The sequence below is a fragment of the Alteromonas sp. RKMC-009 genome, assembly GCF_003584565.2.
Lineage (GTDB): Bacteria > Pseudomonadota > Gammaproteobacteria > Enterobacterales > Alteromonadaceae > Alteromonas.
In genome coordinates this window covers 4,074,883-4,100,394 of record NZ_CP031010.1, presented here as the reverse complement: position 1 = coordinate 4,100,394, position 25,512 = coordinate 4,074,883, and the positions used below count along the sequence as shown (strand labels likewise).

Genomic DNA, 25,512 nt, shown 5'->3' with positions numbered 1-25,512 from the left:
GTTTCCACAAAAATGGTGTTCGCCATGAAATTTGATTCCATTAAGTCCCGCCTGATGTTGATGACCCTGATCTGCGTATCAGGAATGAGTTTGCTGGTGGTAAACCAGCATTTATTCACTAAGCGCCTCTTCCATTTGCATGAGCAACACAATTTATTGCTGCATCTGGAGCAGGAGTTGTTGCAATTAAGACGTCACGAAAAAGACTTCCTGCTGCGACATCAGATGGATTATTACCACCGGTTCACGGCGCGCTCTGAGCGGTTTAATAATGATCTTGCCGGGTTGTCGCCGTTGCTGGCCGACTATGCGTTGCCGGTAGAGCAAACCGGCGAACTTGCGCAAAGCATGCATGATTACCAGCGCCTGTTCCGTGAAGTGGTTACTCTGCAAAGTCAGTTGGGATTAACCCGCCAGTCCGGTTTTCAGGGTAAACTCACCGGCATTGAGGATGACATGTCGCGGGTGCCATTCTTTGCCTATGGTAGTGAGGCTTATCAGCTGAAAGTCGCCCTGCAACTGGCTACCCGTAATTATTTACTGACCCGTGAGAGCTTTCACCGTCAGGCTGTACGTCAGGCCCTCGAAAAGTTGCAGCATGCGGCGGTGATCAGTAATGACGGGCAGGCACAAACTCTGACGGCAGAGTACACCCGGGTATTTAATCAACTGGCTGACGCGGTTACGACAATGGGCGTCACTCATAATGATGGCCTGCAGGGAGCCTTCAGGCGCCAGGCCCATGATGTGGAAGATAAGCTGCGAAGTGTGGAAACCGCATTGCAGCCGTTGATCACCGACCAGCAAAACAAAGTCAGGGTGTACAGTTTGTCGATTGCGGCAGTGACATCCATCGCATTGATTTTACTGCTGGTCAAAAGCTTCGCCACATTTCACCGTGCTTTTGCTAATTTCGTCATGTTCTTTTACCGTTGTAAAAGGCAATATCAGAAAATTGATACCCGGCAGCTCGGGTTTGCGGAATTTAAGTCGCTGGCTGAGCTGGCAAACGAGATGGTGGAATCCCGCAGGGATATCGAGAAAAAGCTGGCGAAAGCCGAAGCCCGGCTTCAGGAACAGAATTCTGTAGCGAAATGAGGCTAAGCGGCAGGCAGCCACACCAAAAATGAATGAGAAACAGGTTAACTGCAATATGAAATATACAACGTTGGGCAGCAGCGGGCTGTCAGTCTCTGAAGTGTGCCTGGGTACGATGACCTGGGGCATTCAAAATACCCAGCAGGATACTGACGGGCAAATGGCTCTGGCACTGTCCAGGGGCGTAAACTTCATTGATACCGCTGAGATGTACCCGATACCGCCGAACGAGCCGACATCCGGTGATACGGAGCGTCAACTGGGCGACTGGCTGAGTCGCAATCAGAGCCAGCGTGAAGAGCTCATCATCATGACTAAAATCGCAGGCAGCGGTATCAGCTGGATCCGTAACGGCGATATTATCAACGCTGAGAATATTGGTATTGCTATTGAAGGTTCGCTGAAGCGTTTGCAGACCAGCTACATTGATGTGTACCAGTTGCACTGGCCGAACCGTACCTCTCCGCATTTCGGTAAACACTGGCCAGGCAAAGTGGATCCCACCACCTTCGATAAAGAAAAAGAAACGGAAGGAATGCGCAATATCCTCAGCGGTCTGAAAACCGCCATCGATGCCGGTAAAATCCGTCACTGGGGACTGTCTGACGACACGCCCTGGGGCATTCATACTTTCCTGCGTTTATGTGATGAAATGGGTATACCGAAACCGGTATCCATTCAGAACGAGTTCAGCCTGCTGCACGGAAAGGATTTACCCTACCTGATTGAAATGTGTCACCTGGAAGATATTGCTTATTTGCCATGGTCACCATTAGCAACGGGTATGCTGGCCGGTAAATATCTGGACGATGCGAGACCGAAAGGATCCCGCTGGACGTATGTTCAGCGTCAGGGTCTGTTCCGTGATAAGCAGCCGGCCCACGATGCAACACGACGTTATGTGGAAATTGCTTCCCGTGCAGGGATTACGCCCTCGCAACTGGCGCTGGCCTGGTGTCAGCAGGTACCGGGAGTCACTGCAACTATCATTGGTGCCACCACTGAAGCGCAACTGGCAGAGAACATTGATGCGTTTAATTTAACGCTGGATTCTGCCGTACTGCGCCAAATCGAAGACGTTTACAGAGCGTACCCTGTTCCTTTCTGAAGCATGACTGCCGCGTTCATTTCGCTGTCATAAATCCGCCATACACTTGCTTATCTGAACATAAGTGAGTGTATGCTTTATTATGACGCTATCCCATACCAACATGGAACCGACGGTTGCGGCAGGAACGCCACGTCATTCAATAAAAAACTGGTTTGTACTCCTTGCCCTGGTTTATCTGATGCTGCTGGCAGTATCGATGATTGGCAGTGGCTTTAAATTTGCCACCGCTGACCATGCGCGGGGTTTATTCGAATTCGCCTCAAACCCGGTGATGGGCCTGATCATCGGCATGGTCAGTACCGCCCTCATTCAGTCATCCAGCACGGTAACCTCCATCATAGTTGCCATGGTTGCAGGCGGGTTGCCCGTGCCTATTGCTGTGCCGATGATAATGGGAGCGAATATCGGTACCAGTATTACCAACACCATAGTGAGCCTGGGACACGTAGCCCGCAAAGATGAGTTCAGACGGGCATTCCATGCCGCGACAATTCATGATTTCTTTAATGTCATGTCGGTGATGATTTTCCTGCCGCTGGAAATGGCGACAGGGATATTAGAAAAAAGCAGTCAGTATCTTGTTTCTCTGCTGCAGATGGACAACAGTGTGGCAATGTCCGGTGTGAATCCGGTGAAGGCGGTTACTGAACCGGTTGTACACTGGGTCACAGAGGGCCTGATGTTCCTGCCGTCTGTGTATCCCGGGGTCGTTAAAATCCTGCTGGGTGTTGTGCTGATCGTGGCATCAATCACACTCATGGGAAAAGTCATGAAAGTGCTTATGGTAGGCAGGGCGAAAGATATTCTGCACACCAGTATCGGCAAAGGGCCGGTTTCAGGCATTACCTCCGGGGCTGTAATGACAGTGCTGGTTCAGTCATCGTCTACCACCACGTCACTGATGGTTCCGCTGGTGGGTAGTGGCATTCTGAAAGCCCGTGATATTTATCCGTTCACACTGGGTGCAAATATCGGTACCTGTATTACTGCGCTTATCGCTGCGCTGGCGGTGACCGGCCCGATGGGTGGTGTTGCCATGCAGATTGCGCTGGTGCATCTGTTATTTAATATATTTTCAGTGCTGCTGATATTTGGCCTGCCCTTTTTGCGCAACATTCCTCTCAGTCTGTCATCATCACTGGCCGGTCTGGCAGCAGAACGTAAAATTTACGGTGCTGCTTATATTGCCGGATTGTTCTTTGTTATGCCGCTGTCTGTGATTTTTATTTCACAGTGATTTACATTCCGCCGCTTCACATCAATCTGAAGCGGCCCTGTCATCCCCGCCGGAAAATGCAGATTACACCGCAAAAAACTCGCAGAATCCGGGTTCATCAACAATAATTAAGTGACTGATTTTATTATGTCACAGCAAAAACAAATAATGAGCCGGAAAAGGTTCGTATCCTCCCTGAATCGTAAGACTTTGGTCGCAACATTCACGATTTATAGGGTAATCCGCTGTAATTTGTCTCACAATGAAATTGTTTTGTTAATGTTAATTTTTCGTTAGAAGGTTGAGGGTGACGTACCTGTTCGTCCCTTCGCTTTATCCTCAATAAGAAAAAAGAACACCATTTAAAAACCAAATCTGATTTTAAAAATGAATCGGGAGAAAACACATGTATACACGCATTGCAGCCTCGTGCGCACTTATCCTGGCGGGTAGCCCTGTCTACGCTTATGATTTCAGCTTCAAAGGCATGATCAAAACGGAAGTCGTGACATCCAGTCAGGGTGTCGGCAGTTTCGGAAGTACTTACAGTCATGTTGCTCCAACACATGCACTGAGAACGGATATTTTCGGCGGTGCCCCTGCAACTGCGCAAGAAACGAATTATCTGGAATCCCAGTCTACTTCTTTCCAGGCTTCCCAGTCCCGTTTCTCCCTGAATATGAAGCACGATAAAATTCGCGGTGTGCTTGAGCTGGATTTCATTGACGGTGAAGACGGCTTTACTAACCAAACCGCATTACAGGCGCAGGAGCCAAGACTTCGTCTGGCAACGCTTTATTACGATTACAGCGATAACCTGACGCTGTTTGCCGGCCAGAAATGGTCTACTGCATCAGGGATTAAATCCAGCGGCAGCTACAACTGGGTGGGTAATGGTTACCGTGCAGGTAATTCCGGCTTCCTCGCCATGGAAGCGGGTGCAACTTACAAAGTTGATAACTTAACGCTGACCGGCGCAATCACCGGTAAGGGTCGTAACCTGAGCAGCAGTGGTGTGAATAATAATGAGCTGGGTGGTATGCCGGGCTTTGCTGTTGATGCTAACTACAAAATATCCGGTCACGTTATCGGTTTTGCGGCACACGTAGCTGAACTGCAGTTCGAGGATGAGCCGGGCTATGTTGAAGGCAGTAACCAGGATGCCAACCTCTTTAAAGTGTATACAACACTGAACTTCGGAGCGGTCAGCCTGAATGGTGAATACTACACCGGTGAAGCACTGAACAACCAGAATGCGTTGGGTGTAGCGCCGGCAGTGACATTAAGTGGCGGTGTGGTGAGCGAAAGCTTCTCAGAGAGTGGCTATATGATGTACGCAAGCTGGACGCCGGCAGCAGGGCATAACGTGAAAGTAGGTTACGGTAGTGCGTCGGTAGACTCCGGTGACCGTGATCGCCTGTCTGCAACCAGCCTGAACGAAAACACGACTGCCTATATTAACTATGGCTATCAGGCTACCGAAGGCTTGACCACTTTTGCTCAGTTAACTCACTTCGATACTGAGTATGGTTCTGACTTTGAAAGCTTCACAACCGTGGTTGCACGTGCCGGTGTGATCTTTAAGTTCTGAGGCAATTTTAGCGGCATCCTGCCACCCCGCCTGCTGTCCGCGTGATATTCACTATCAGTTGCGCAAATAGCCGGTGAGGGTGGCACGGTTTATCTGAATACTTTCAGCTTTTGTTCATCGGGTCTGTTAAGCAATTTATCCGGATAATCTTCTTTTACGCAGTCAGGTTAAAGGTAAGATAATTGTGATTTTTTCGTTATTTTTTCAAAAGAGGATGTATTCCTCTGAATTAAAAAACTGGCTGTTGGTCTATGAGACTAAGGTTGTATCTTTTTGTCTTAAAAGAGCAAAATCGCTAAGACCAAAGTCTCATTTTGCTTTACCTTAGAATGGCTACCCTGTTTAACAGACAATTATTACTGGATTAACATGACATCGGAGGCATTATCCATGACTGCCAGCAAGACGTATCCTGTACCGGACAACATTCTGGAAAACACGCATTTGACGCAAGAGCAGTATGATCAGATGTATAAGCGCTCTGTAGAAGACCCGGAAGGCTTCTGGGCAGAGTACGCTTCAACGTTAGAATGGTACAAGAAACCAACTAAAACCAAGAATACGGTATTTGGCGCAGATAACGTTTCAATCAAGTGGTTCGAAGACGGCGAAATCAACGCCAGCTACAACTGTATCGACCGCCACCTGGCGAAGAATGCAAAGAAAACGGCGCTGTTCTGGGAAGGTGATTCCCCTGAAGACAGCCAGGAAATTACTTATCAGGAACTGCATTACGAAGTATGTAAACTGGCAAACGGCCTGAAAAAGCTGGGTGTCGGTAAAGGCGACCGCGTTGCGGTATACATGCCTATGGTACCGCAGGCTGCTTATGCCATGCTGGCCTGCGCCCGTATCGGTGCGGTGCATTCTGTTATCTTCGGCGGATTCTCGCCTAATGCAATCGCTGACCGTATTAACGACAGTAAAGCTAAAGTTGTTATCACTTGTGATGAAGGCCGCCGTGCAGGCCGTTCTGTCCCTCTTAAAGTGAATGTAGATAAAGCGCTGGCTAACGGTGCGTGCCCGTCTATCACTAATGTCATTGTACACAAGCTGACCGGCGGCGATGTTAACTACAACAGCGACGTTGATGTGGTGTGGGACGAGCTTACTGAAGACTGTTCAGCTCAGTGCGAACCGGAAGTCATGAACGCGGAAGACCCGCTGTTTATTCTGTATACTTCAGGCTCAACCGGCACGCCAAAAGGTGTGGTGCATACAACCGGTGGTTTCCTGCTGTATTCATCCATGACCTTCAAGTACGCCTTTGATTATCGTGAAGATGACATTTACTGGTGTACAGCGGATGTGGGCTGGATCACAGGTCACAGCTACATGGTTTACGGACCGATGATCAACGGTGCGTCTCAGGTATTCTTTGAAGGTGTGCCTACTTACCCTGACGTACGCCGTATTGCTCAGGTAGTAGAAAAGTACAAGGTGAACAGCCTGTACACAGCACCTACTGCAATCCGCGCCCTGATGGCACATGGTGAAGCGCCGGTGGAAGGTTGCGATTTGTCTTCTCTGCGTCTGTTAGGGTCTGTGGGTGAACCAATTAACCCGGAAGCATGGGAATGGTATTACCGCGTGATTGGTCAGAGCCGTTGTCCCATCATGGATACCTGGTGGCAAACGGAAACCGGCGGCATGATGATTACTCCGCTGCCGGGTGCGACGCCACTTAAACCGGGCTCGGCTTCCCGTCCGTTCTTTGGCATCCAGCCTGCGCTGTTTGATGCAGACGGGAATGATCTGGAAGGTGCCGCTGAAGGTAACCTGGTGATTAAAGACAGCTGGCCGAGCCAGGCCCGTACTGTTTACGGTGATCATGAGCGCTTTATCCAGACTTACTTCAGTGCCTACAAAGGCGTGTACTTTACCGGTGACGGTGCCCGTCGTGATGAAGACGGATACTACTGGATCACAGGTCGCGTGGACGATGTACTGAACGTTTCCGGTCACCGCTTAGGTACTGCTGAAATTGAAAGTGCGCTGGTGGCTCACCCTAAAGTGGCTGAAGCTGCGGTGGTGGGGTATCCCCACGATATCAAAGGGCAGGGTATCTATGTGTACGTTACCCCTAACGAAGGTATTGAGCCTGATGAGGCGCTGACGAAAGAACTGCGTGCGTGGGTACGTCAGGAACTGAGCCCGATTGCCACACCGGATATGATTCAGTGGTCCCGCGGACTGCCTAAAACTCGCTCAGGTAAGATTATGCGCCGCATTCTGCGTAAGATTGCCGCTAACGAGCATGAGCAACTTGGTGATACCTCAACGTTGGCGGATCCTTCCGTTGTTGATACACTCATCGAGGAGCGCTTAAACAAATAAGGGAAAAGAATGATAACGCTGCTGATTGCTGATGACCATCCGCTGTACCGGGATGCACTGCGGGGAGCGTTATCGTTAACCCTGCCGGATCTCATTCTACGGGAAGCCGGCGATCTGACTACCACGGTCGATATCCTCGAAAAAGAAGATATCGACCTGCTTCTTCTCGATTTACATATGCCCGGCAGCCATGACATGTTTGGTCTGGTGCACATCCGTAAACTTTATCCCGAGCTTCCTGTAGCCGTTGTCTCCGGTACAGAGGACGCTGCCATTATCTCTAAAATTGTCGGCGTGGGCGCGCTGGGATTCATTCCGAAAACAGCCAGTTCCGGCGATATCGCTAATGCTGTGCAGTCTATTCTTGACGGTGATATCTGGTTACCGGAATCGGTGAGTGAAAAGATTGAAGAGGTCGACGAAGCGTTTTCTGAACTGGCAGATAAAGTGGCGTCGTTAACACCTTCTCAGTACAAAGTGCTGTGTTACATGCGGGATGGTTTGCTGAATAAGCAAATTGGCTATAACCTGGATATCGCAGAGGCAACGGTGAAAGCACACGTCACCGCTATCTTTAAGAAGCTGGGTATTAACAACCGTACACAGGCGGTACTGATTGCCTCCCAGCTTGAGCTCGAGCCGCCGAAATAATTATCCGGCGGGACGTTTTTCCGTCAGAATAAACTCATGTTCCGGGTCTACAATAAAGCGCCCGTTCATGGCTTCTCTGCCAAACAACATAAGATAAGTCATTTCACGCCGGTCGGTGAGTGTTAACTGGATCCGCCAGGCTTCACCGGACATCACCACTTCCGTGTCGATAACATATCTGCGCTCCAGGGTTGCCGTGGAGCTTTTCACCTTCTTGCGGGCGACGACTTTCGCCTCACGGCGCACAATGCTGTCTACATTGTGAATGTCAGGATGAATATCGAAACTCACCCATAAATCGCCGTCACGGTCGAACTCGTCGATATTATCGACATGTAATGACGACGTTGCCGCCCCCGTATCGACCCGGATTGTCAGGTCGTTAATGGTGAGCTCGGGTAAATCACAATATTCCAGTGCACCTATCAAGCGTTTTTGTTGCTCTTGCATCAGTGTTCCTCTAACAAAGGTAGTCAACCTATGGTTGGGATTGTTCGGTTGTTACCAGGTTATCCTGTAGTAATTCTACGTGTTCAGCCACCGTGTCAGGTTGTTTGAAGTAGCCGATGTGATAAATCGCTTCGCCTTCCTGCGCCAGCGGAATATTCTGCTTACCTACAATTACACCATCCATAGGACTGTACATAATTTCCAGTACCTCACCGAAAGGATTGGAAATCGTCGCCAGCTTGTCACCTTTAACAATATGGTCACCTAACTGGGCGATGTGATTCACCAGACCACTTTCCGGTGCCCGCACCCAGCCACTTTCCCTGGCAATAAAGCGCTTAATGTCGTGACCTTTACTGCGACTCTTGTTCAGCATGCCCACGTGGCGCATGGTGTTAATAATGCCTCTTACGCCTGCGCGGATAGAAAACTCGTCATAACGCAGTGCCTGGCCTGCCTCGTACAACAGAATCTTTACGCCATCTTCGCTGGCGGCCTGACGCAGACTGCCATCCCTCAAATCTGCGTTCAGTAATACCGGTACACCGAATGCTTTCGCCATTCCCAGTACTTCCGGATCGTCCAGGTTCGCGCGGATCTGCGGCAGGTTACTGCGGTGTATGGCACCGGTATGCAGGTCGATGCCGATATCACACTTGCTCACCACTTCTTTAAAAAAGAGGTTCGCCAGACGGCCTGCCAGAGAGCCTTTTTTGCTGCCGGGAAAGCTGCGGTTCAGATCTCTGCGGTCAGGCAGGTAACGCGACTGGTTCAGTACACCGTACACATTCACCATAGGCACAGCGATAAGTGTTCCGCGAAGCCTTTCAATCGCTTTGGAGTGAATAAGACGGCCTACAATTTCAATGCCATTCAGTTCATCACCGTGGATAGCCGCCGACACGAACATAGTCGGGCCGGGTCGTTTACCACGTTTTACATAGACCGGAATACTCATGTTGGTAGCGGTATAAAGCGGCGGCATTTCAAGCTCAATCTTTTTGCTTTCGCCGGGCAGAATACGCTGACCACCAATTTCCAGTGCTTTTTCTGCCATTAACCTTTACCTCGTGTACGGGTGTTGCCCGGTTTTGCTGATTTGGCAATAAAGTCGATAATCATGCCCGCCACATCTTTTTTGGTGGCGGCTTCAATACCTTCCAGACCCGGTGACGAGTTTACTTCCATCACCACCGGACCGTGGTTAGAGCGGAGAATATCTACACCACAGCAATTCAGACCCATGGTCTTTGCCGCTGCAATAGCCGTTTTTCTTTCTTCCGGTGACAAGCGCACCAGACTGGCTGAGCCGCCCCGGTGCAGGTTAGAGCGGAATTCACCGGGTGCCGCCTGGCGTTTCATGGCCGCAACCACTTTATCACCGACAACGAAACAGCGGATATCAGAGCCACCGGCTTCTTTAATATATTCCTGGATCAGAATGCTGGCATTCAAACCCATAAAGGCCTCAATGATTGACTCTGCGGCTTTCTGGGTTTCCCCCAGTACCACGCCAATACCCTGAGTACCTTCCAGTAGTTTAATCACCACCGGTGCGCCACCCACGTTTTTAATCAGATCTTCAATGTTATCCGGATGATGGGCGAAGCCTGTACGTGGCAAACCAATGCCTTTACGGGATAACAGCTGCAATGAACGTAATTTGTCCCGCGAACGGCTGATAGCAACCGATTCGTTAATACTGTAAGTCCCCATCATTTCGAACTGACGGACAACAGAGGTGCCGTAGAAACTGACGGATGCACCGATACGGGGTATTACCGCGTCATAGAACGGCAACCGCTTACCTTTGTACCTTACTGAAGGCCTGGCACTGGTAATATCCATGTAGCAGTGCATGGTGTCGATAATATCGACTTCATGGCCTTTCTCTCTGCCTGCTTCCAGTAGCCGGCGGGTGGAGTAAAGTTTAGGATTGCGGGACAGAATTGCGATACGCATAATTTTTATTACACCTGTAATGGTAGAATAAGGGCTGCTGCATCCGGCGAACAGGTGCGGATGAAAACACAGACAGACCAAAGCTTTAGTTAATAATATAATACGAACCGGACATAAGAGGTGATATAATTTTGCCTCTTTGTGATTTTCATTTTTTGTCGTGTCGATAATTCAGTATAGGGTACCCGGTCAGGGGTTGTCCGGTTTACTTTTTTTCCGGTTTTTGTGCCCGCGAAAACGCGACAATTAACATCTGTTCAGGAACTTACCATGCAGTGGTTGGAACAAGTGACGCGCTGGCTGGAAACTTACCAGACCAACGTGATTTGGACAGCGGTCATGCTGTTGCTTTATTTGCTGATGACCCGTTTTGCCATCCCCCGTCTCGAAAAGAATGTAGAAAAGAGTAAACTCAAATCTTCCAGTGCGCTGAAAGGGTTGTTTACTGCCAGAATTTTAAGTGCCACTGTCACCCTGGCGTTAATACTGATTGCCTGGGGTGTGGATATTTCCGGCCTGCTGGTGCTGTCTACGTCAATTCTTACCTTACTGGGTGTCGCCCTTTTCGCGAACTGGTCGCTGATCAGTAACGTTACCGCATACTTTATTCTGCTGACGAATGTGACATACCGGCGGGGGAATTATGTGCGTATTCTCGATGGCGACAACTTCATTGAAGGTTACATAGCCGACATCAATCTGTTCAACACCCGTCTGGTCACGCAGGATCGCGAAACGGTGCTGTATCCGAATAACCTGATCCTTACCCGGCCTGTTCTGGTTAATCCGAAGGGGCGCTGGGGAACATTAGGCAAGGTCACTGCCGCTAACGGTACGAACGTGCAATCAGCAGACAGCCAGACGCCGGTACAGCCTGTTCCGGCCACTTCACCCGTTCAGGGCGAGAGGCAAACCCCGCCCAAAGCGTAAATTTCTTCTCCGGAGCCAGCCGGCAATCTACTGCTGCCGTGGCTCCCTGCGGTTATCTTTTATATGCCGGGTCAAACTTTGTAATAACGCTCTCAGTTTGGCTGGTTTTAAAGGCTTGGTGAGGTAGTTCACGCCCTGTTCTTTACACTGTGCAATCAGACTTTCTTCATGATTAGCCGTGACCAGTGATGCCGGCACGACGATATCCAGATGCCGGCGGATAGCCTCAATCAGATCAAGCCCGTTCTGGCCCGGCCCTAACTGATAATCCATTAACAGAATTTGCGGTGAGAATATATCTGCCTGACGTATTGCGTCGTCCCAGTTATTTGCCAGCACGACTGTGACTCCCCATTTTTCCAGTAAGGTTTGAAGCGCATCCAGGTTCTCCTGCTGATCATCTACGCACAATACACGGACCCCTCTGAAGGTTGAAGAGCGGCTCAGCTTGGCGGGATCAGTCTGACGGCGGGGCGACGCACGGCCCATGGTCAGGGTGAAACAACTGCCTTTGCCCGGCACAGAAGACACCTGAATCTTGCTTTGCATTTGCTGACTGAGGCGGCGGACTACCCCCAGACCCAGGCCAACACCGTGTTCTGCGGATTCGTGGGTACGGTAAAAGTCACTGAAAATCATGCCCTGTTGCTCAGACGAGATACCGATACCCGTGTCTCTTACTTCAATCAGCACACGATCACCCCTGGGGCGCACGGTGAGCAGTACCTTACCGGATTCTGTATACTTCACTGCATTTGACAGCAAGTTTTGCACAATACGGTACAAGAAGGTTTTGTCGCCGAGTACCCAGCAGTCCCGGATCCTGGCCCGTAACTGGAGACCTTTTTCCCTGGCCCGCATACCCATTTCGTCAGTCAACTGCGACAACAAGGCAGGCAGGTGTACGGCTTCCACAGAAGGTTTCAGCTCCCCCTGGTCCAGACGGGATATGTCGAGCAGGGTGCCGATAAGCGCTTCACTGGAAGTGACAGAGTGATTCAGCTTCGTAACGATATCTTTCACCGGTGCAGAAAGTTCAGCTTCTTCCAGCGCGGTCACATAAAGCTTCGCTGCATTCAGTGGCTGCAGAACATCATGACTGGCCAGCGCCAGAAAACGGGTTTTGCTGGCGTTAGCATCTTCTGCCGCTTTTCTTGCGCGGATAAGTTCTTTTTCTGCTTCAGAGCGACGCTCTATTTCCAGTCTCAATTCGGCATTGATGGAGTGCACTTCTTCCGTACGCTTTTTAATTCTGGCTTCCAGGTTGATGTTCGACTCTTCCAGCGCCTGCTGAATTTCGATGTGACCGGTGATGTCATTGAAACTGGTTACAAAGCCGCCACCGGGTAACGGGTTGCCGACCATTTCAATTACACGGCCATCACTGCGCTGGCGGGTAAACCGGTGAGGCGTACCGGAGCGTAAATGTTCCAGCCGTTTTTCTATCTGGATTTCCACATCACCGGCACCGAACTCCCCTTTTTCTGCGTTATACCGCACCAGCTTTTCAATCGGCGTACCCACTGCCAGCATGCCGTCAGGATAATTATATAAAGCGGTATAGCGTTTATTCCAGGCAACCAGATTCAGGTGCTTGTCTATCACACTGATCCCCTGGTCCATATTCTCCAGCGAAGTGAGAAGGGCAGTCATGTTGAACTGCATTGCCTGAGTCGTATCGTCGAAGAAGTTAATGATTTCGGTGAAATCCAGTTTCTTTCCTTTCAGGATGGAGTCGATTAACGCTTTAGCACTGGATGCACCGATTACACCGCCTAGTGCCCGTTCGGAAAAGGCCATAAAAGATTCATCGGGCGTTTCGGCACGGTTAATTTTGCAGTGGTTCAGTTGCTGATATTCTTCCACCAGTTGCTCACAGCGGCCGCTGCCCATAAACGTGGACAGCAGAGTAATGAGGTCAGCGATTGTCACATGGGTGTTGTGCCGGCGGTTCGATGCCGTTCTGTTATCTGCCGGAGAAACGAAAGCTTCCGCCTGGATCCGGTCAACTAATCTTGCAGGGGCAAAAAGCGAGAAGCCGATGTAGGCAGCAAAATTTGCAGCCAGGCTGATTAGTGCTCCCTGGCTGATTTGTTCGTTTTGCTGCAATGTGGTCGCGCTGTCATTCACCAGCGGCAGCACCAGCCACAGCACCCAGGTAACCAGTCCGGCAACCAGACCGGCATACACACCGTGAGCATGAGCACGTTTCCAGTAAAGCCCGCCAACAATGGCCGGAATGAGCTGGATCACCAGTGAAAAGGCAATCAGACCGATGGAGTGCAGCGAACGGCTGTTGGTCATTTGCTGGTGGTACAGAAAAGCCAGCAACAGAATAAGGCCAATGACAATACGCCGGATCAGCCGGATGCGCCGGCCATAATCCTTGTTGCCCGGATTACTGTGTTTGGTTAGCAGAACCCGCGGCAGGATCACGTCGTTAGTCAGCATGGTACTTAAGGTCAGTGTGGCGACAATGATCATGGCGGTGGCGGCCGACAGCCCGCCAATAAAGACAATGATCTGCAACAGCGCTGACTCCGAGTAAATTGCCATGCTCAGTACATAGGTATCGGGCTCCACATTCTGCCCTGCAAATATGGCATTACCAGCAATGGCGATGACCGGAATGACTGCGGCAGTGATCCCCAGATACAGGGGAAAAAGCCAGCGTGCTGTTTTCAGGTGCCCCAGGCTCAGGTTATCTATAATTGCCACGTGAAACTGTCTTGGCAGGCACACTACCGCCGCGGCGGCCATGATTGTCTGGGATATAAAGGAGTAAGAGCCGAACTGCGACAGGGCTTCGTCGCTGAAAAAGGTATTGAACTGCTCAGGATTATCAGTGGCTTGCCAGGCGCTGTAACCCACAATGGCCACCAGCACCAGCGCGGTCAGTTTGATACTGGATTCGAACGAAATGGCCAGCATCAACCCACGGCGGTACTCTGTGACATCGGTTTGTTTTGTGCCGAAATAAATCGCAAAGATCGCGATAAACAGGGTCGCCACAATAATGATGAAGTGGCTGTTCGGTTGCTGCGTAAGTAGCTGAAATGTTGAACCGATGGCCTTAAGTTGCAGCGCGATATAAGGAATGGTCGCCAGCAGTGCGATGAGTGTTACCAGCAGCGCCACACCCTGACGTTTGCCGTAGCGCGAGGCAATAAAGTCGGCAATGGTATTGATGTGCTGCTTTTTGCTGACCAGTGTCATTTTATAAATAAACTTGTAGCCCAGCACGTAAACCAGTACCGGCCCTAAAAGAATAGGCAGATATATCCAGGTGTCACGACTGGCAGATCCGACCGCACCAAAGAACGTCCAGGCGGTGCAGTAAATGGCCAGGGCAAGGGAGTAAATTGCGGGATGGGAAGTCAGCCAGCGTGCGGTGGGTGAGTTTTTGTCTCCCCAACTGGCAATATAAAAGAGAAAAAACAGATAAACCAGTGCAAGTGAAACCCAGGCGAATGTCATGGTTTTTATATACATCCTTTTAACATGTCTGTATGTATTATACTCACTCTATAATCCTCCTACCTACGACCATGGTCTCATTCCTCGAAAGCCAAGCCGCGACTAGAGTATAGAAAAAGCGAGACGCGACAGGGTTTTTGCGTGGTTTTTGACAAAAGTAAACAGAAAAAAGATTACTGAGGCCACACAAAAATCCGGTCGTTAGATAAATGTAAAAATAAAACATCCACTTAACCTGACATGAGGACGGAAAGATGGCATTTAGAAATGAAGACGACAAGCAGGCGTACTGGAAGGAGAACCTCTCCCTCCTCGCCAAATTGTTGGTGATTTGGTTTGCTGTGTCATTTGGCGCAGGCATCATTTTTGCCGATGCACTTAACCAGATCCAATTCTTTGGATTCAAACTGGGCTTCTGGTTTGCACAACAAGGTTCCATTTATGTATTCGTAGTACTTATTTTTGTTTATATGGCAAAGATGAATGCACTGGATAAAAAATACGGCGTAGACGAGGAGTAGGCCCATGGATGTTCAATTACTGACCTTTATCATCGTCGGCGCATCTTTCGCCCTGTATATCGCCATTGCGATTTGGGCCCGTGCCGGTTCAACTAACGACTTTTACGTAGCAGGTGGTGGTGTACCCCCTGTCATGAATGGTATGGCGACAGCCGCTGACTGGATGTCTGCTGCCTCATTCATTTCCATGGCCGGTTTGATTTCCTTTATGGGATACGACGGTGCCGTTTACCTGATGGGCTGGACCGGTGGATACGTACTGCTGGCACTTTGTTTAGCACCTTACCTGCGTAAATTCGGTAAGTTCACTGTACCGGATTTCATCGGTGACCGCTACTACTCGCAGACTGCCCGTACCGTGGCGGTATTCTGTGCCATCTTTGTTTGCTTTACTTATGTCGCAGGCCAGATGCGCGGCGTGGGTGTGGTATTCAGCCGCTTCCTCGAAGTAGATATCGTAACCGGCGTGGTTATTGGTATGGCAATAGTATTCTTCTACACCGTACTGGGTGGAATGAAAGGCATTACCTATACACAGGTTGCTCAGTACTGCGTTCTGATTTTCGCTTACCTTGTACCTTGTGTGTTCATCTCCATGATGGTTACCGGTCATATCCTGCCACAAACTGCATTTGGCGCCACACTGGCCGACGGGTCGGGGATGTATATGCTGGAGAAACTCGATAGTCTCTCGGTGGAACTGGGCTTTAATGAGTATACCAGCGGCACTAAGAGTACCATTGATGTGTTCTTTATCACCTTCGCCCTGATGGTAGGTACAGCCGGTCTGCCACACGTTATCGTTCGTTTCTTCACCGTACCTAAAGTACGTGATGCCCGTAAATCAGCTGGCTGGGCGCTGCTGTTCATCGCCATCCTGTATACCACTGCGCCGGCACTGGCTTCCTTCGGTCGTGTAAACATGATTGAAACCATCAACGGCCCTGATATGGCGGGTACTGATTATGCTGAGGCTCCGGCGTGGATTAAGAACTGGGAAAAAACCGGCCTGATCACCTTTAAAGATAAAAACGGTGACGGCAAAATGTTCTATGCAGCGGGTAGCATTGATGATCCGGCCAGCAAGAACGAAGTGAATGTTGACCGTGACATCATGGTACTGGCTAACCCTGAAATTGCGAATCTGCCGGCATGGGTTATCGCCCTGGTTGCTGCTGGTGGGGTAGCTGCGGCGCTGTCTACCTCTGCGGGTCTGTTGCTGGTAATTTCCACTTCAGTGTCTCACGATCTGTTGAAACGTAACTTTGCACCGAATATTACCGATAAGGCTGAGCTGTTCTATGCCCGTCTGGCTGCCGGTGTGGCGATTGCAATTGCCGGTTACTTCGGTATTAATCCGCCGGGCTTCGTAGCACAGGTGGTCGCCTTTGCCTTCGGCCTTGCTGCCTCCAGTTTCTTCCCTGCTATTATTATGGGTATCTTCAGCAAGCGCATGAATGGTGCAGGGGCAATCTCTGGTATGGTAGCGGGTATTGCGTTCACTGCGGCTTATATCATCTACTTCAAGTTTGTGAATCCGGCAGCGAATACGGCTGATAACTGGTGGTTCGGTATCTCACCTGAAGGGATTGGTACGCTGGGTATGATTGTTAACTTCGTGGTTGCCTTCGTTGTCTTCAAGATGACCGGTGAAGCGCCTGAAGAAATCCAGCAAATGGTAGAGGATATCCGTTATCCGAAAGGTGCAGGTGAAGCGTCAGCGCACTAAAACCTGTTGCACTTAACTACTGACGACAGAAACTGTAAAGCTCACCCTCAGCGGTGAGCTTTATTCTTTTTGAGGATTAAACAATGAGCGTTGTGCCACAACAAGTCACAGACTTTCTGAAAACCTCTGCACCTTTTGACCAGTTGAATGAAGAAGAGATGATTCATCTGGCGAAACAAGCCAGCCTGATTTACCTCACTGCTGACAACACAGAGACGTTGCTGAAAGAAAATGAAGGGCGGTTGTTTCTGATCCAGAATGGTCAGTTTTCGGTGAAAGACGCAGAGCAGAGTGAACGTCACCTCAGCGAGGGAGACTATTTCGGTTATCCCAAATTGCTGGATAACATAGATTACCCCTTGTCGGTAAAAGTCGATAAACCCGGGCTGGTGTATTGTTTCACCGCCGCTGCGTTTCATCGTGTCCTGAGTTTCCCTGCGATTGCTGATTTCTTTCACGGTACCCGTACCGGTGCATTGCAAAATCAGGCTGTCGTGGAATCTAACTCCATGTGGCTCTACAAGGCACTGCATGAGGTCATTGAACATGAGCCTGTTCAGGCGGCAGAATCTGTGAGTATTCAGCAGGCCGCGCAAATCATGTCGGAAAACAAGGTGTCTTCTTTGCTGATCACCCGTGACGAAAAGCTGGTGGGCATTGTAACCGACAGAGATCTCCGCAACCGTGTAGTGGCAAAAGGCGCTGATATTTCCCTGTCTGTCGCTGACATTATGACAGCCACGCCGGCCATGATTCATCAGTACCGGACCATGTTCGATGCTATGGCACTGATGAGTGAACGTAATATCCATCACCTGCCGGTGGTGGACAGGAACAGCCGTAAACCGCTGGGAATGATTACCGCATCAGATATTGTCCGTCACCAGCGGGGTAACGTGCTTTACATCATCGGTGAATTGTCGAAAGCCGATAACCTCTATGAACTCACCCGCCTGTCCTGGCAGATGCCACACTACTTTGCCACCCATGCAAAACGGCCCGGTGACTTCGATATTGCCGGTAAAGTATTGTCTCAGGCAACGGATATTATGACCCGCAAACTGATACATTATTACCAGCGGGAACACGGACCGGCACCGTTGCGATACAGTTGGGTGGTGTATGGTTCCCAGGCCCGTGAAGATCAAACAATGGGCTCAGACCAGGATAATGGTCTGTTACTGGAAACCACGCCGACTGACAGCCAGGCAGACTACTTTGCCGGCATGGCGGATTATGTGTGCAATGGTCTGGCGAAGTGCGGTATCAAGTTATGTGACGGCAATATCATGGCATCGAATCCGGAATTGCGTTTGTCACTGGCACAGGCTGAGAAGGAAGCCGGTGAATGGGTCAGGCAACCAACGCCTAAAGCGATTATGCATTTCAATATTTTTCTGGATGCCCGCTGTGCTGCGGGAGACGCAGAGCTGTTCAGAAAGATGCAACTTGTCAGAGCGCCGCTTTTGAAGCAAAAGATGTTTCTGGCTGCGCTGGCGCGTCACAATAATGATATTTCCGTCCCTCTCTCGATGTTTCAAAAATTTGTTTACGAGAAAGGTTACGAAGAAAAGGATGTGATTGATTTGAAGGTTAAGGCCATCGCAATCATCAATAATCTTGCCCGCATTTATGCGCTGGCAAACGGCTTAACCATGCCCTCTACACTGGCACGGCTGGCGGCATTGCCGTCAGGTTCCGGATTATCGACTAAAGATGCCCAAAATCTCCGGGATATCTGGCTGTTTCTGAACCGTCTGCGCTGGCGTCATCAGTTGTCCGGCAATGTCACAGACAACCGGGTATCAGTCTCTTCATTGTCATCCATAGAAAAGCATCAGCTTAAAGCCGCGTTTAAGGCTATCGACAGAGCGCAGCAGGGTGCGGTGATGAATTTCTCCGGAGGCATGAGCTGACCATGCTGAGTATGTTAAAGCGCTGGCTGGCAGGAGCCCCGCCACTGCCGGAAGGCTGGGCGGAGAAGTCGCTGGCAACACTGCCGTTGCTGGCCGTTGATCTGGAACTGACATCACTGGATGTCCGTGAAGCGCAAATTACCTCTGCCGGCTGGGTAGAAGGACGGGGAAGTCACATAGATATCAGCCGTTGCTTTTATTCAGTTGTCAGAACCCGTGCGGATCTTGCCCAAAGCCCGGTCATCCACGGTCTTACCGGTGCCGACATAGCGCAGGGGGCGCATATTAAAGAGGTACTGGAGCAACTGGTCGGTTATGCCGGAACGCATCTGTGGGTATGTCACAACGCTAATCTGGATTTAAGCGTGTTACAGGCGGCATTGTCGGCTCAGCAAATATCCTGTCCGCCGGTGGTGGTACTGGATACGTTAAAGCTGGCAGTCTATCAACTTAAAAAGCACCATGAAGTACTGCCGCCAAACAGTGCAACGTTAGCGGTTTGCCGGCAGCGCCTGGGGTTACCTGCAGCACCAGCTCACAATGCGCTGGATGATGCCATGGCAACCTTGCAACTCTGGTTTGCGCAAAATCAGGTGCTGAATGGCGGGAAAGTAGTCAGTGTTGGCGATTTACTGCACACTCAGGCCATTTCTTGCAAAAAAATGGAAAAAAACTGAATTTGTTGATTGACAAAGTCACCGAACATCCGTAAATTGCGCATCCACAACGAGACGGGGCAAACGCCCGATACACAAAGTCTCTTATGCCCAGGTGGTGAAATTGGTAGACACGCTAGCTTCAGGTGCTAGTGCTCTAACGGGCGTGGCGGTTCAAGTCCGCCCCTGGGCACCATTCTTTTATACTCTTCTGTAGTAAACTTCAAAGCCGTACAATTTACATTCTCAGCAAGCTGCTGATAATCTGTAAATTATTCATTATTTCTTTGTTTTAGTTATTCTTTTGGCTGTTTCAGCGCAAATTACTTATAAACTTATTATTTTCATCCTTTTGTTCTGATAGCGGAAACGCTTGATTCTCCGCTGTATTATTAGACGAAAGTTCAGTTTTTCGTCATGTTGGTCATAACAGCTTATCGAAAACTATACTTTATAAAACTGTCATATCGGTAAAATTATTGACATTAACCAATGGGTTATTGGATTTATAAATAGTTAACAAATTTGCCGGTAATGGTCAGCAGAACTCCTTCTTCACTACATTCAGCACTCTTTTCACTGCATCTGTATAAGTATGCCTTTTCCGGCCTTGCTTTTATCAGTCTGATGCTGGTGACGTTCAGCTATTCGCCGTTTAATCTGGTGATTGAAGATGTGCTTGCAAATGGAAGCGTGGTAGATGTCGCCGGCTACCGGGAAGAAAGTCAGTTTGAAAAAACGAAATCAGGTTATGTTCTCGACTGTTCTGTGTCTGAGCCAAGGTTATTTGAATTATGCGGTTTAAAATTCAAATACACCGGTGCAGATAACACGTTATCACTGCCTTCATATGCGAATCTGGATGAAGTTGAAGTCGATGCATTCATTGAGTCAGATAACCCGGGTGCACAGCACCGGGCCGGTGTGACATTTATTTCTCTGAGGGATGACGTTGAGTACGACGAAAACGATCTTAGTACAAAGCGCTTTCAGTCCGTTTATTTTTTACCTGATGACGGTGTACAGCTCATTAACCGTGAGCGCATCGTGGTGGATGCCTGGTGGGAAAAGCTTTATCAGGTTCCCTACGATATCGCGGCCAGTGATTTGTCTGCGGTGGCCAGTATTTTGGTGTCGGTTGAAACGTTGAATAAACTGGATCCCGGTCGCTATAAACTGTATCTCAATAGTTTGTTGCTGAAACACCACATTATTACACCTGCATCGGTGAATCTTTTCCTCGCATTAATATGGCCGGCGGTAATGCTGGTTTTTCTGTGTCACTTTGTCGTTGTCAAGCGGGTAGAGATGCAAAAGCTCCAACTGCTCGCAGACAGAGACCCCGACTCGGGATTTATTAACCTGAATGGTCTTAAGCGACTGTATCCGGGTAAGCTGAATAGTCCGCTGACCATCGTGAATATCAGGATGAGAAATTATCTTGCCTTGCAACGGGAATTTTCAAAGGAAACGGTCACATCACTGATTAAAGCCACATTTGGTCCTTTCACTCAGGACAAGCACCGTGAAGCGTTTCTGGTCCGGAAGCAGGATGAGAATATCCTGCTGGTGCTGAAGGATTTCGACGAGGCTTTCTTCGGTAATTTAATCTCGGCTTCCCAGAAAGGGGTGAATATTCCTTCTCTGGGGCATCTAAGACTGGATGTAAAGCTGGGGATTGCCCGTGGTGAGAGAGGAATGACTGTTGATGAGTTACTCGCTCAGACGACCATTGCCATTGATGCGATCATGGACAACGAACCCGGCTATAAAATTTATCAGCCTGAACTTAAGAAAGAATATCGTCAGGCGAGATTTGTTGAGCAGGAACTGCGGATCGCACTGGCGAACAAAGCCTTTCATCTGGTCTTTATGCCTGTTTATGACAGTGAGCAAAACCGGATTGCCGGTGCAGAAGTGTTGTTGCGAACGTCCCACTTGCCCCTTAAGAGCTTTTCTCCCGAGGTTTATATCAGAGTGGCAGAGAAGGCCGGACTCATTCGTGAAATCGATTTCTGGGTGCTTGAGCAGGCTATTCTGGCATTACAGAAGATCCAGCAGCCGGATTTTGTCTTATCGGTAAACATTTCTTCAAAAGAGCTGATGGATACCCGGTTTGCGGAAGAACTCAGCAGGCTGATTGATCAGTATCACGTCAGGCCGGGCAGCCTGTGTCTGGAAGTCACAGAAACCTTTTTTATTGATGTAAATACCATCTGTTTTGAATCTATTCAGGCCATCCGGAATCTTGGCGTTAAGTTATCGCTGGATGACTTCGGTACTGGTCATGCTTCTCTTCAACATTTGCTGAATATGCCGGTGAATGAAATTAAAATCGACCGCAGTTTTGTGTGGACGCTGGAGAGTGAGAAAAGTGCGGTGATTGTGGATGCTATCGTGTCGATTGCCCGCATATGTCAGTATGACGTAGTTGCAGAAGGGGTGGAGACCGCAGAGCAGCTGGATAAACTTATTGCATTGGGTTGCCGTTATTTCCAGGGTTACCTGATTGCAAAACCGGACTCACTGGATGCACTGTTGCGCTTTTGTCATGAAGTACGGCATAGCCCTGCGATGATTCAGAAAATAAGGGCTACCGGTTAGCGGTATCCTGATGCCGTAATTCAGGCGGCGGGGTTACCGGGAGCCGTTATGTTCAGTATGCGCCTGATTTCCGCAATCACATCTTCAATTTGATCTGCAGTGACATGCTCCGGCGCTGTTTTCAGGGTCTGATCAATTTGCTGCAGAGTATAAAACAGTCTGGTGGCACCCACTTCTCCGGCAGACCCTTTCAGTGAATGCAGTGCAAGGTGCTGATCTGCTATCTGGTCTTGCGGCAGTGCTTCCAGCACAGTCAGCATCTCCCCGGCCTGCTCAGTAAACATGACCAGCACTTTGTTATACAGGCTGTGATTATTCGCCAGCCGCGATAATGCGGTTTCTTTATCTAATACCGGAAAGTCATTCATCCTGCACCTACCCGTGATTCTCCGTCCGGACCGACAAACGCATAGGAGTTACGGCCGTTTTCTTTTGCCAGATATAAACACTTATCGGCCGCAAGCATGGTTTCATCAATCATGTCTGCAGAATTCGGGTGATAAGTTGCAGCACCGGCACTGACGGTTAAAAAACCGGAAGGAGACAGGGCGTGAGCAATATGCTCAGTACTCACTGTCTGAAGTATGCGCTCACATACTGTTTGCGCGCCTTCTTCATGAGTGCCTGGCAGAATAATCAGGAATTCCTCACCACCAACCCGTATTAATCTGTCCATCGGTCTTAGCAGTGAGCTTTTTAAGGCTTTGGCGATTTTCCACAAGCAGGTGTCACCTTCAATGTGACCATACTTGTCGTTGTACTGCTTGAATAAATCGATATCGAAAATCGCAATCGAGAGCGGTGTGCCCGTGCGGTCGGACTCTCTGACAATATCCGGTAAGCTTTCTTCAAGATAATGCCTGTTAAAGCAGCCTGTTAGCCTGTCGGTATAAATAAGCTGCTCAAGCAGGTCAGTTTTTAATTTATGGGCCAGATGAGACTTTACGCGATTTATCAGTGTGGTGGCATTAACCGGCTTTTGCACAAAATCCACGCCACCGGCATTCCAGCACTTTTCCTGCGCCTCATCGGACACTGAAGCAGTAACAAAGACAACGGGAATGTGCTGGGTTTTAGGGTTGTTAGCCAGTTGACGACACGCTTCGTGGCCATCCATATCTGGCATAAACACATCCATAAGGATTAAATCAGGCAGGGTTCTGCTGCAAAACTCCAGGGCTTCTTCTGCACTGGCAACAGAGTCACAACGGGCCACATTCTCCAGCAACGTCGACATGACCAGACGACTTGACGCCTGGTCATCAACGATAAGAACATGACAATCTGCCAGTGAGCGGGAAGTCGACCGGATTACCACCTGATTACTCCTTTAGTTGTACTCATTCGACCACTATAAATGCCACATTAACGGCAAGCCAAATTTAAGTACAACTTTTTATTTTCTATGAACGGATTATTTAGCCAAATCCGTGTACAACTTTATATCTGTAAGCTCTGCCACCGCAGCAACATACTGTGCCAGTTCATCGGGCATCGCCAAATCTTTTACCATTGTCAGGTTTCTTAAAACCGGGAAAACAAAGATATCATTCCACCCCAACTGGTTCATTTGCTGAGCCGGCAAAGGGGGCGCAGGCATATCTGCCAGTGCCACTTCAACTGCCTTTTTATACTGCTCTGTGTTATCAAAAGCCTCTTCAAATGACATACCGAGTGATTTCTCTTTCTTCTTCCTGAAATACTCGCGGGCTTCTTCTGTTGCAAACTCCGGCTGCTCAATCATGACATTACGGGGAAACAGCAACGCATTTATTTCAAACGAGACGGATTCCAGGTGTTTGGTATACTTTTCCGGTTCTGTCTTCGGTAACAACTTCTTCCCCGCAGGGGCCATTTCAATCAGCTTTTCGACAATATCCAGGCTTTCACCCATGGCTGTGCCGTCGTCAAATTCCAGAATAGGAACCATTTTTGCGCCGATGAGTTTGTGACAGGTCGCTTCATCATCGTTAAGCAAATAAGACTTTTTATGCTCTATGCCCAGATAGTTAGCTGTCATGTCTGCGCGGACACAATAGGGGCAGTGCAGGTACTGATGTAATGTAGGCATTGTTACTCCGTAATCCGGTAGTTAATTGTAGACTATATTGAGAATGATACTTCTTTAAGTTTGATTTTTCTGTCAATACACAGCAAACACGCGGCTATTTGACGTGTTACCGTATATTAATTGATACTACTACCGGTATTTACGGGCAGCACAGAAAAAAGTTCGCCGTCCCGGAAGGGCTGACTATAAGCAGGAACAGATAGCGTCGTCAGCCTTAAAAAGAAGAATAGCGACGGGCAGGGGGCAACCCGGTCAGCGTTGTCCTTCCAGTTCCTGCCACAATGCAGCCAGTTGTTGACTGACTTTATGTGAAGGGGCGAGGTACGGAAGCGGAACACGTTTAGAATGGGATTCTTTCACTTTGACTGTACTGTTAATTTTGCTGTCCAGCACAGGTAAAGATTTCTCTTTGAGTGAAGCAATCAGTTCCCCCGGTAATTTTGCCTGCGGGTTAAACTGATTAATGATGATTCCCTCCAGTTCCAGTTCCGGATTATGATCGGTACGCAACTCCAGAACGTTGTCGAGCAGACGGTCGATGGCCTGTACAGAGAAGTCATCGCAGTCAAAAGGGATAATGAAGCTGTCTGCAGCAATTAATGCAGCCTTGGAATAGAAGTTGAAGTTGGGCGGCGTATCAATGTACACGCGGTCAAAATCTTCCTCCAGCGTTGCCAGTGTTTCCTTCAGCTTAAACATCTTGTAGCGGGTTTCCAGTTCCCGCTCCAGCTCGGTAAGGCTGGGATGGGCAGGCAAAACAGACAAGTTTTCAAATGCCGTTGGTCTGACAAAGGCCGATGGCGGCTGAGGTTTGGAAAACCAGCCAACAACCTGTTTAAACATATCTGCAACAGTGAGGCTGTCATCGTTTATATCCACCCCGCAGTAATGCGTACTGTTTCCCTGGGCATCTAAATCGACCAATAGCGTTCTGAGCCCGTTTCTGGCACTTTCCGCGGCCAGATTAGCACTGATAGTCGACTTTCCCACGCCCCCTTTCTGATTGAATACGACACGTTTCATTAGATCTCCGGTGAGATTTCGACTGTAAGGTTAAAATATGTCCGATTTTGGTCACTGTTGTAAAGGGATCAGCGGTTCACATTGAAAATAATCAGGGTTACCGGTGAAATTTCCTGGTCTGCGATGAATGGTTGAATATCTAGTGTGAAATAAATGTAAAATAATTGTT

At 49.2% G+C, this 25,512-nt stretch carries 20 protein-coding genes and 1 tRNA gene; 13 read left to right on the top strand and 8 right to left on the bottom strand.

All coding sequences use genetic code 11. From position 1 onward, the window contains the following. Positions 1-24 precede the first annotated feature (24 nt). The 6 genes from DS731_RS17935 to DS731_RS17910 all read left to right on the top strand — a co-directional run bounded on the left by DS731_RS17935 (position 25) and on the right by DS731_RS17910 (position 8,004). Positions 25-1,098, top strand: a complete 1,074-nt coding sequence (locus DS731_RS17935; protein WP_119502612.1) for a chemotaxis protein — start codon at positions 25-27, stop codon at positions 1,096-1,098. A gap of 55 nt (positions 1,099-1,153) precedes the next feature. Beyond that, positions 1,154-2,206 (top strand): aldo/keto reductase, encoded by a 1,053-nt coding sequence (locus tag DS731_RS17930; protein ID WP_119503489.1) that lies wholly within the window; start codon positions 1,154-1,156, stop codon positions 2,204-2,206. A gap of 103 nt (positions 2,207-2,309) precedes the next feature. Further along, positions 2,310-3,446 (top strand): Na/Pi symporter, encoded by a 1,137-nt coding sequence (locus DS731_RS17925; RefSeq protein ID WP_442858468.1) that lies wholly within the window; start codon positions 2,310-2,312, stop codon positions 3,444-3,446. A 385-nt stretch (positions 3,447-3,831) separates the two neighbouring features. Continuing rightward, positions 3,832-5,016 carry a hypothetical protein gene (locus DS731_RS17920; RefSeq protein WP_119502610.1) on the top strand — a complete coding sequence of 395 codons (1,185 nt, stop codon included), beginning with the start codon at positions 3,832-3,834 and terminating at the stop codon, positions 5,014-5,016. A 390-nt stretch (positions 5,017-5,406) separates the two neighbouring features. Continuing rightward, positions 5,407-7,353 (top strand): acetate--CoA ligase, encoded by a 1,947-nt coding sequence (gene acs / locus DS731_RS17915; RefSeq protein ID WP_119502609.1) that lies wholly within the window; start codon positions 5,407-5,409, stop codon positions 7,351-7,353. A gap of 9 nt (positions 7,354-7,362) precedes the next feature. Further along, positions 7,363-8,004, top strand: coding sequence for a response regulator transcription factor (locus DS731_RS17910; RefSeq protein ID WP_119502608.1), 642 nt, complete (start codon positions 7,363-7,365; stop codon positions 8,002-8,004). Here DS731_RS17910 and DS731_RS17905 read toward each other — a convergent pair whose 3' ends face one another. From DS731_RS17905 to rimK, 3 genes are read right to left on the bottom strand one after another with little or no spacing between them, the layout of a single operon-like run. Beyond that, positions 8,005-8,454, bottom strand: coding sequence for an ATP-dependent zinc protease family protein (locus DS731_RS17905; RefSeq protein WP_119502607.1), 450 nt, complete (start codon positions 8,452-8,454; stop codon positions 8,005-8,007). Positions 8,455-8,482: 28 nt separating this feature from the next. Next, positions 8,483-9,511, bottom strand: coding sequence for a succinylglutamate desuccinylase/aspartoacylase family protein (locus tag DS731_RS17900; protein WP_119502606.1), 1,029 nt, complete (start codon positions 9,509-9,511; stop codon positions 8,483-8,485). Further along, complete coding sequence (rimK, locus tag DS731_RS17895; RefSeq protein WP_119502605.1) at positions 9,511-10,416, bottom strand: 30S ribosomal protein S6--L-glutamate ligase; 906 nt, start codon at positions 10,414-10,416, stop codon at positions 9,511-9,513. Before rimK ends, DS731_RS17900 begins: the two co-directional genes overlap by 1 nt. A 270-nt stretch (positions 10,417-10,686) precedes the next feature. On the opposite strand from rimK, the gene DS731_RS17890 reads away from it, so the two are divergent. Beyond that, positions 10,687-11,346, top strand: a complete 660-nt coding sequence (locus DS731_RS17890; protein ID WP_119502604.1) for a mechanosensitive ion channel family protein — start codon at positions 10,687-10,689, stop codon at positions 11,344-11,346. Between the two features lie 27 nt (positions 11,347-11,373). Here DS731_RS17890 and DS731_RS17885 read toward each other — a convergent pair whose 3' ends face one another. Further along, positions 11,374-14,823 (bottom strand): PAS domain-containing hybrid sensor histidine kinase/response regulator, encoded by a 3,450-nt coding sequence (locus tag DS731_RS17885; RefSeq protein WP_119502603.1) that lies wholly within the window; start codon positions 14,821-14,823, stop codon positions 11,374-11,376. Between the two features lie 254 nt (positions 14,824-15,077). Here DS731_RS17885 and DS731_RS17880 point away from each other — a divergent pair, with 254 nt between their 5' ends. The 6 genes from DS731_RS17880 to DS731_RS17855 all read left to right on the top strand — a co-directional run bounded on the left by DS731_RS17880 (position 15,078) and on the right by DS731_RS17855 (position 22,249). Further along, positions 15,078-15,344: a DUF4212 domain-containing protein gene (locus DS731_RS17880; RefSeq protein ID WP_119502602.1), complete on the top strand. Its 267-nt coding sequence runs from the start codon at positions 15,078-15,080 to the stop codon at positions 15,342-15,344. A gap of 4 nt (positions 15,345-15,348) precedes the next feature. Further along, entirely contained in the window at positions 15,349-17,073 is a 1,725-nt protein-coding gene (locus DS731_RS17875) for a sodium:solute symporter family protein (RefSeq protein WP_119502601.1), read from the top strand. An 83-nt stretch (positions 17,074-17,156) separates the two neighbouring features. Continuing rightward, positions 17,157-18,989, top strand: coding sequence for a DUF294 nucleotidyltransferase-like domain-containing protein (locus tag DS731_RS17870; protein WP_119502600.1), 1,833 nt, complete (start codon positions 17,157-17,159; stop codon positions 18,987-18,989). Positions 18,990-18,991: 2 nt separating this feature from the next. Continuing rightward, on the top strand, positions 18,992-19,666 hold the full coding sequence (locus DS731_RS17865; protein ID WP_119502599.1) for a 3'-5' exonuclease: 675 nt from the start codon (positions 18,992-18,994) through the stop codon (positions 19,664-19,666). An 88-nt stretch (positions 19,667-19,754) separates the two neighbouring features. Next, a tRNA-Leu gene (locus tag DS731_RS17860) sits at positions 19,755-19,841 on the top strand. Between the two features lie 338 nt (positions 19,842-20,179). Beyond that, positions 20,180-22,249, top strand: coding sequence for an EAL domain-containing protein (locus tag DS731_RS17855; protein WP_119502598.1), 2,070 nt, complete (start codon positions 20,180-20,182; stop codon positions 22,247-22,249). A gap of 20 nt (positions 22,250-22,269) precedes the next feature. Here DS731_RS17855 and DS731_RS17850 read toward each other — a convergent pair whose 3' ends face one another. The 4 genes from DS731_RS17850 to DS731_RS17835 form a co-directional block, all read right to left on the bottom strand. Next, positions 22,270-22,617, bottom strand: coding sequence for an Hpt domain-containing protein (locus tag DS731_RS17850; RefSeq protein ID WP_119502597.1), 348 nt, complete (start codon positions 22,615-22,617; stop codon positions 22,270-22,272). Beyond that, positions 22,614-23,567, bottom strand: coding sequence for a GGDEF domain-containing response regulator (locus tag DS731_RS17845; RefSeq protein WP_232373403.1), 954 nt, complete (start codon positions 23,565-23,567; stop codon positions 22,614-22,616). Before DS731_RS17845 ends, DS731_RS17850 begins: the two co-directional genes overlap by 4 nt. A gap of 96 nt (positions 23,568-23,663) precedes the next feature. Beyond that, positions 23,664-24,320 (bottom strand): glutaredoxin 2, encoded by a 657-nt coding sequence (grxB, locus tag DS731_RS17840; RefSeq protein WP_119502596.1) that lies wholly within the window; start codon positions 24,318-24,320, stop codon positions 23,664-23,666. Positions 24,321-24,572: 252 nt separating this feature from the next. Continuing rightward, entirely contained in the window at positions 24,573-25,343 is a 771-nt protein-coding gene (locus DS731_RS17835; protein ID WP_119502595.1) for a ParA family protein, read from the bottom strand. Positions 25,344-25,512: the final 169 nt, after the last annotated feature.

Coding starts and splice junctions, on each gene's coding strand:
- DS731_RS17935 (WP_119502612.1), top strand. CDS start 25: ATGAAATTTGATTCCATTAAGTCCCGCCTGATGTTGATGACCCTGATC.
- DS731_RS17930 (WP_119503489.1), top strand. CDS start 1,154: ATGAAATATACAACGTTGGGCAGCAGCGGGCTGTCAGTCTCTGAAGTG.
- DS731_RS17925 (WP_442858468.1), top strand. CDS start 2,310: ATGGAACCGACGGTTGCGGCAGGAACGCCACGTCATTCAATAAAAAAC.
- DS731_RS17920 (WP_119502610.1), top strand. CDS start 3,832: ATGTATACACGCATTGCAGCCTCGTGCGCACTTATCCTGGCGGGTAGC.
- acs (WP_119502609.1), top strand. CDS start 5,407: ATGACTGCCAGCAAGACGTATCCTGTACCGGACAACATTCTGGAAAAC.
- DS731_RS17910 (WP_119502608.1), top strand. CDS start 7,363: ATGATAACGCTGCTGATTGCTGATGACCATCCGCTGTACCGGGATGCA.
- DS731_RS17905 (WP_119502607.1), bottom strand. CDS start 8,454: ATGCAAGAGCAACAAAAACGCTTGATAGGTGCACTGGAATATTGTGAT.
- DS731_RS17900 (WP_119502606.1), bottom strand. CDS start 9,511: ATGGCAGAAAAAGCACTGGAAATTGGTGGTCAGCGTATTCTGCCCGGC.
- rimK (WP_119502605.1), bottom strand. CDS start 10,416: ATGCGTATCGCAATTCTGTCCCGCAATCCTAAACTTTACTCCACCCGC.
- DS731_RS17890 (WP_119502604.1), top strand. CDS start 10,687: ATGCAGTGGTTGGAACAAGTGACGCGCTGGCTGGAAACTTACCAGACC.
- DS731_RS17885 (WP_119502603.1), bottom strand. CDS start 14,823: ATGACATTCGCCTGGGTTTCACTTGCACTGGTTTATCTGTTTTTTCTC.
- DS731_RS17880 (WP_119502602.1), top strand. CDS start 15,078: ATGGCATTTAGAAATGAAGACGACAAGCAGGCGTACTGGAAGGAGAAC.
- DS731_RS17875 (WP_119502601.1), top strand. CDS start 15,349: ATGGATGTTCAATTACTGACCTTTATCATCGTCGGCGCATCTTTCGCC.
- DS731_RS17870 (WP_119502600.1), top strand. CDS start 17,157: ATGAGCGTTGTGCCACAACAAGTCACAGACTTTCTGAAAACCTCTGCA.
- DS731_RS17865 (WP_119502599.1), top strand. CDS start 18,992: ATGCTGAGTATGTTAAAGCGCTGGCTGGCAGGAGCCCCGCCACTGCCG.
- DS731_RS17855 (WP_119502598.1), top strand. CDS start 20,180: ATGGTCAGCAGAACTCCTTCTTCACTACATTCAGCACTCTTTTCACTG.
- DS731_RS17850 (WP_119502597.1), bottom strand. CDS start 22,617: ATGAATGACTTTCCGGTATTAGATAAAGAAACCGCATTATCGCGGCTG.
- grxB (WP_119502596.1), bottom strand. CDS start 24,320: ATGCCTACATTACATCAGTACCTGCACTGCCCCTATTGTGTCCGCGCA.
- DS731_RS17835 (WP_119502595.1), bottom strand. CDS start 25,343: ATGAAACGTGTCGTATTCAATCAGAAAGGGGGCGTGGGAAAGTCGACT.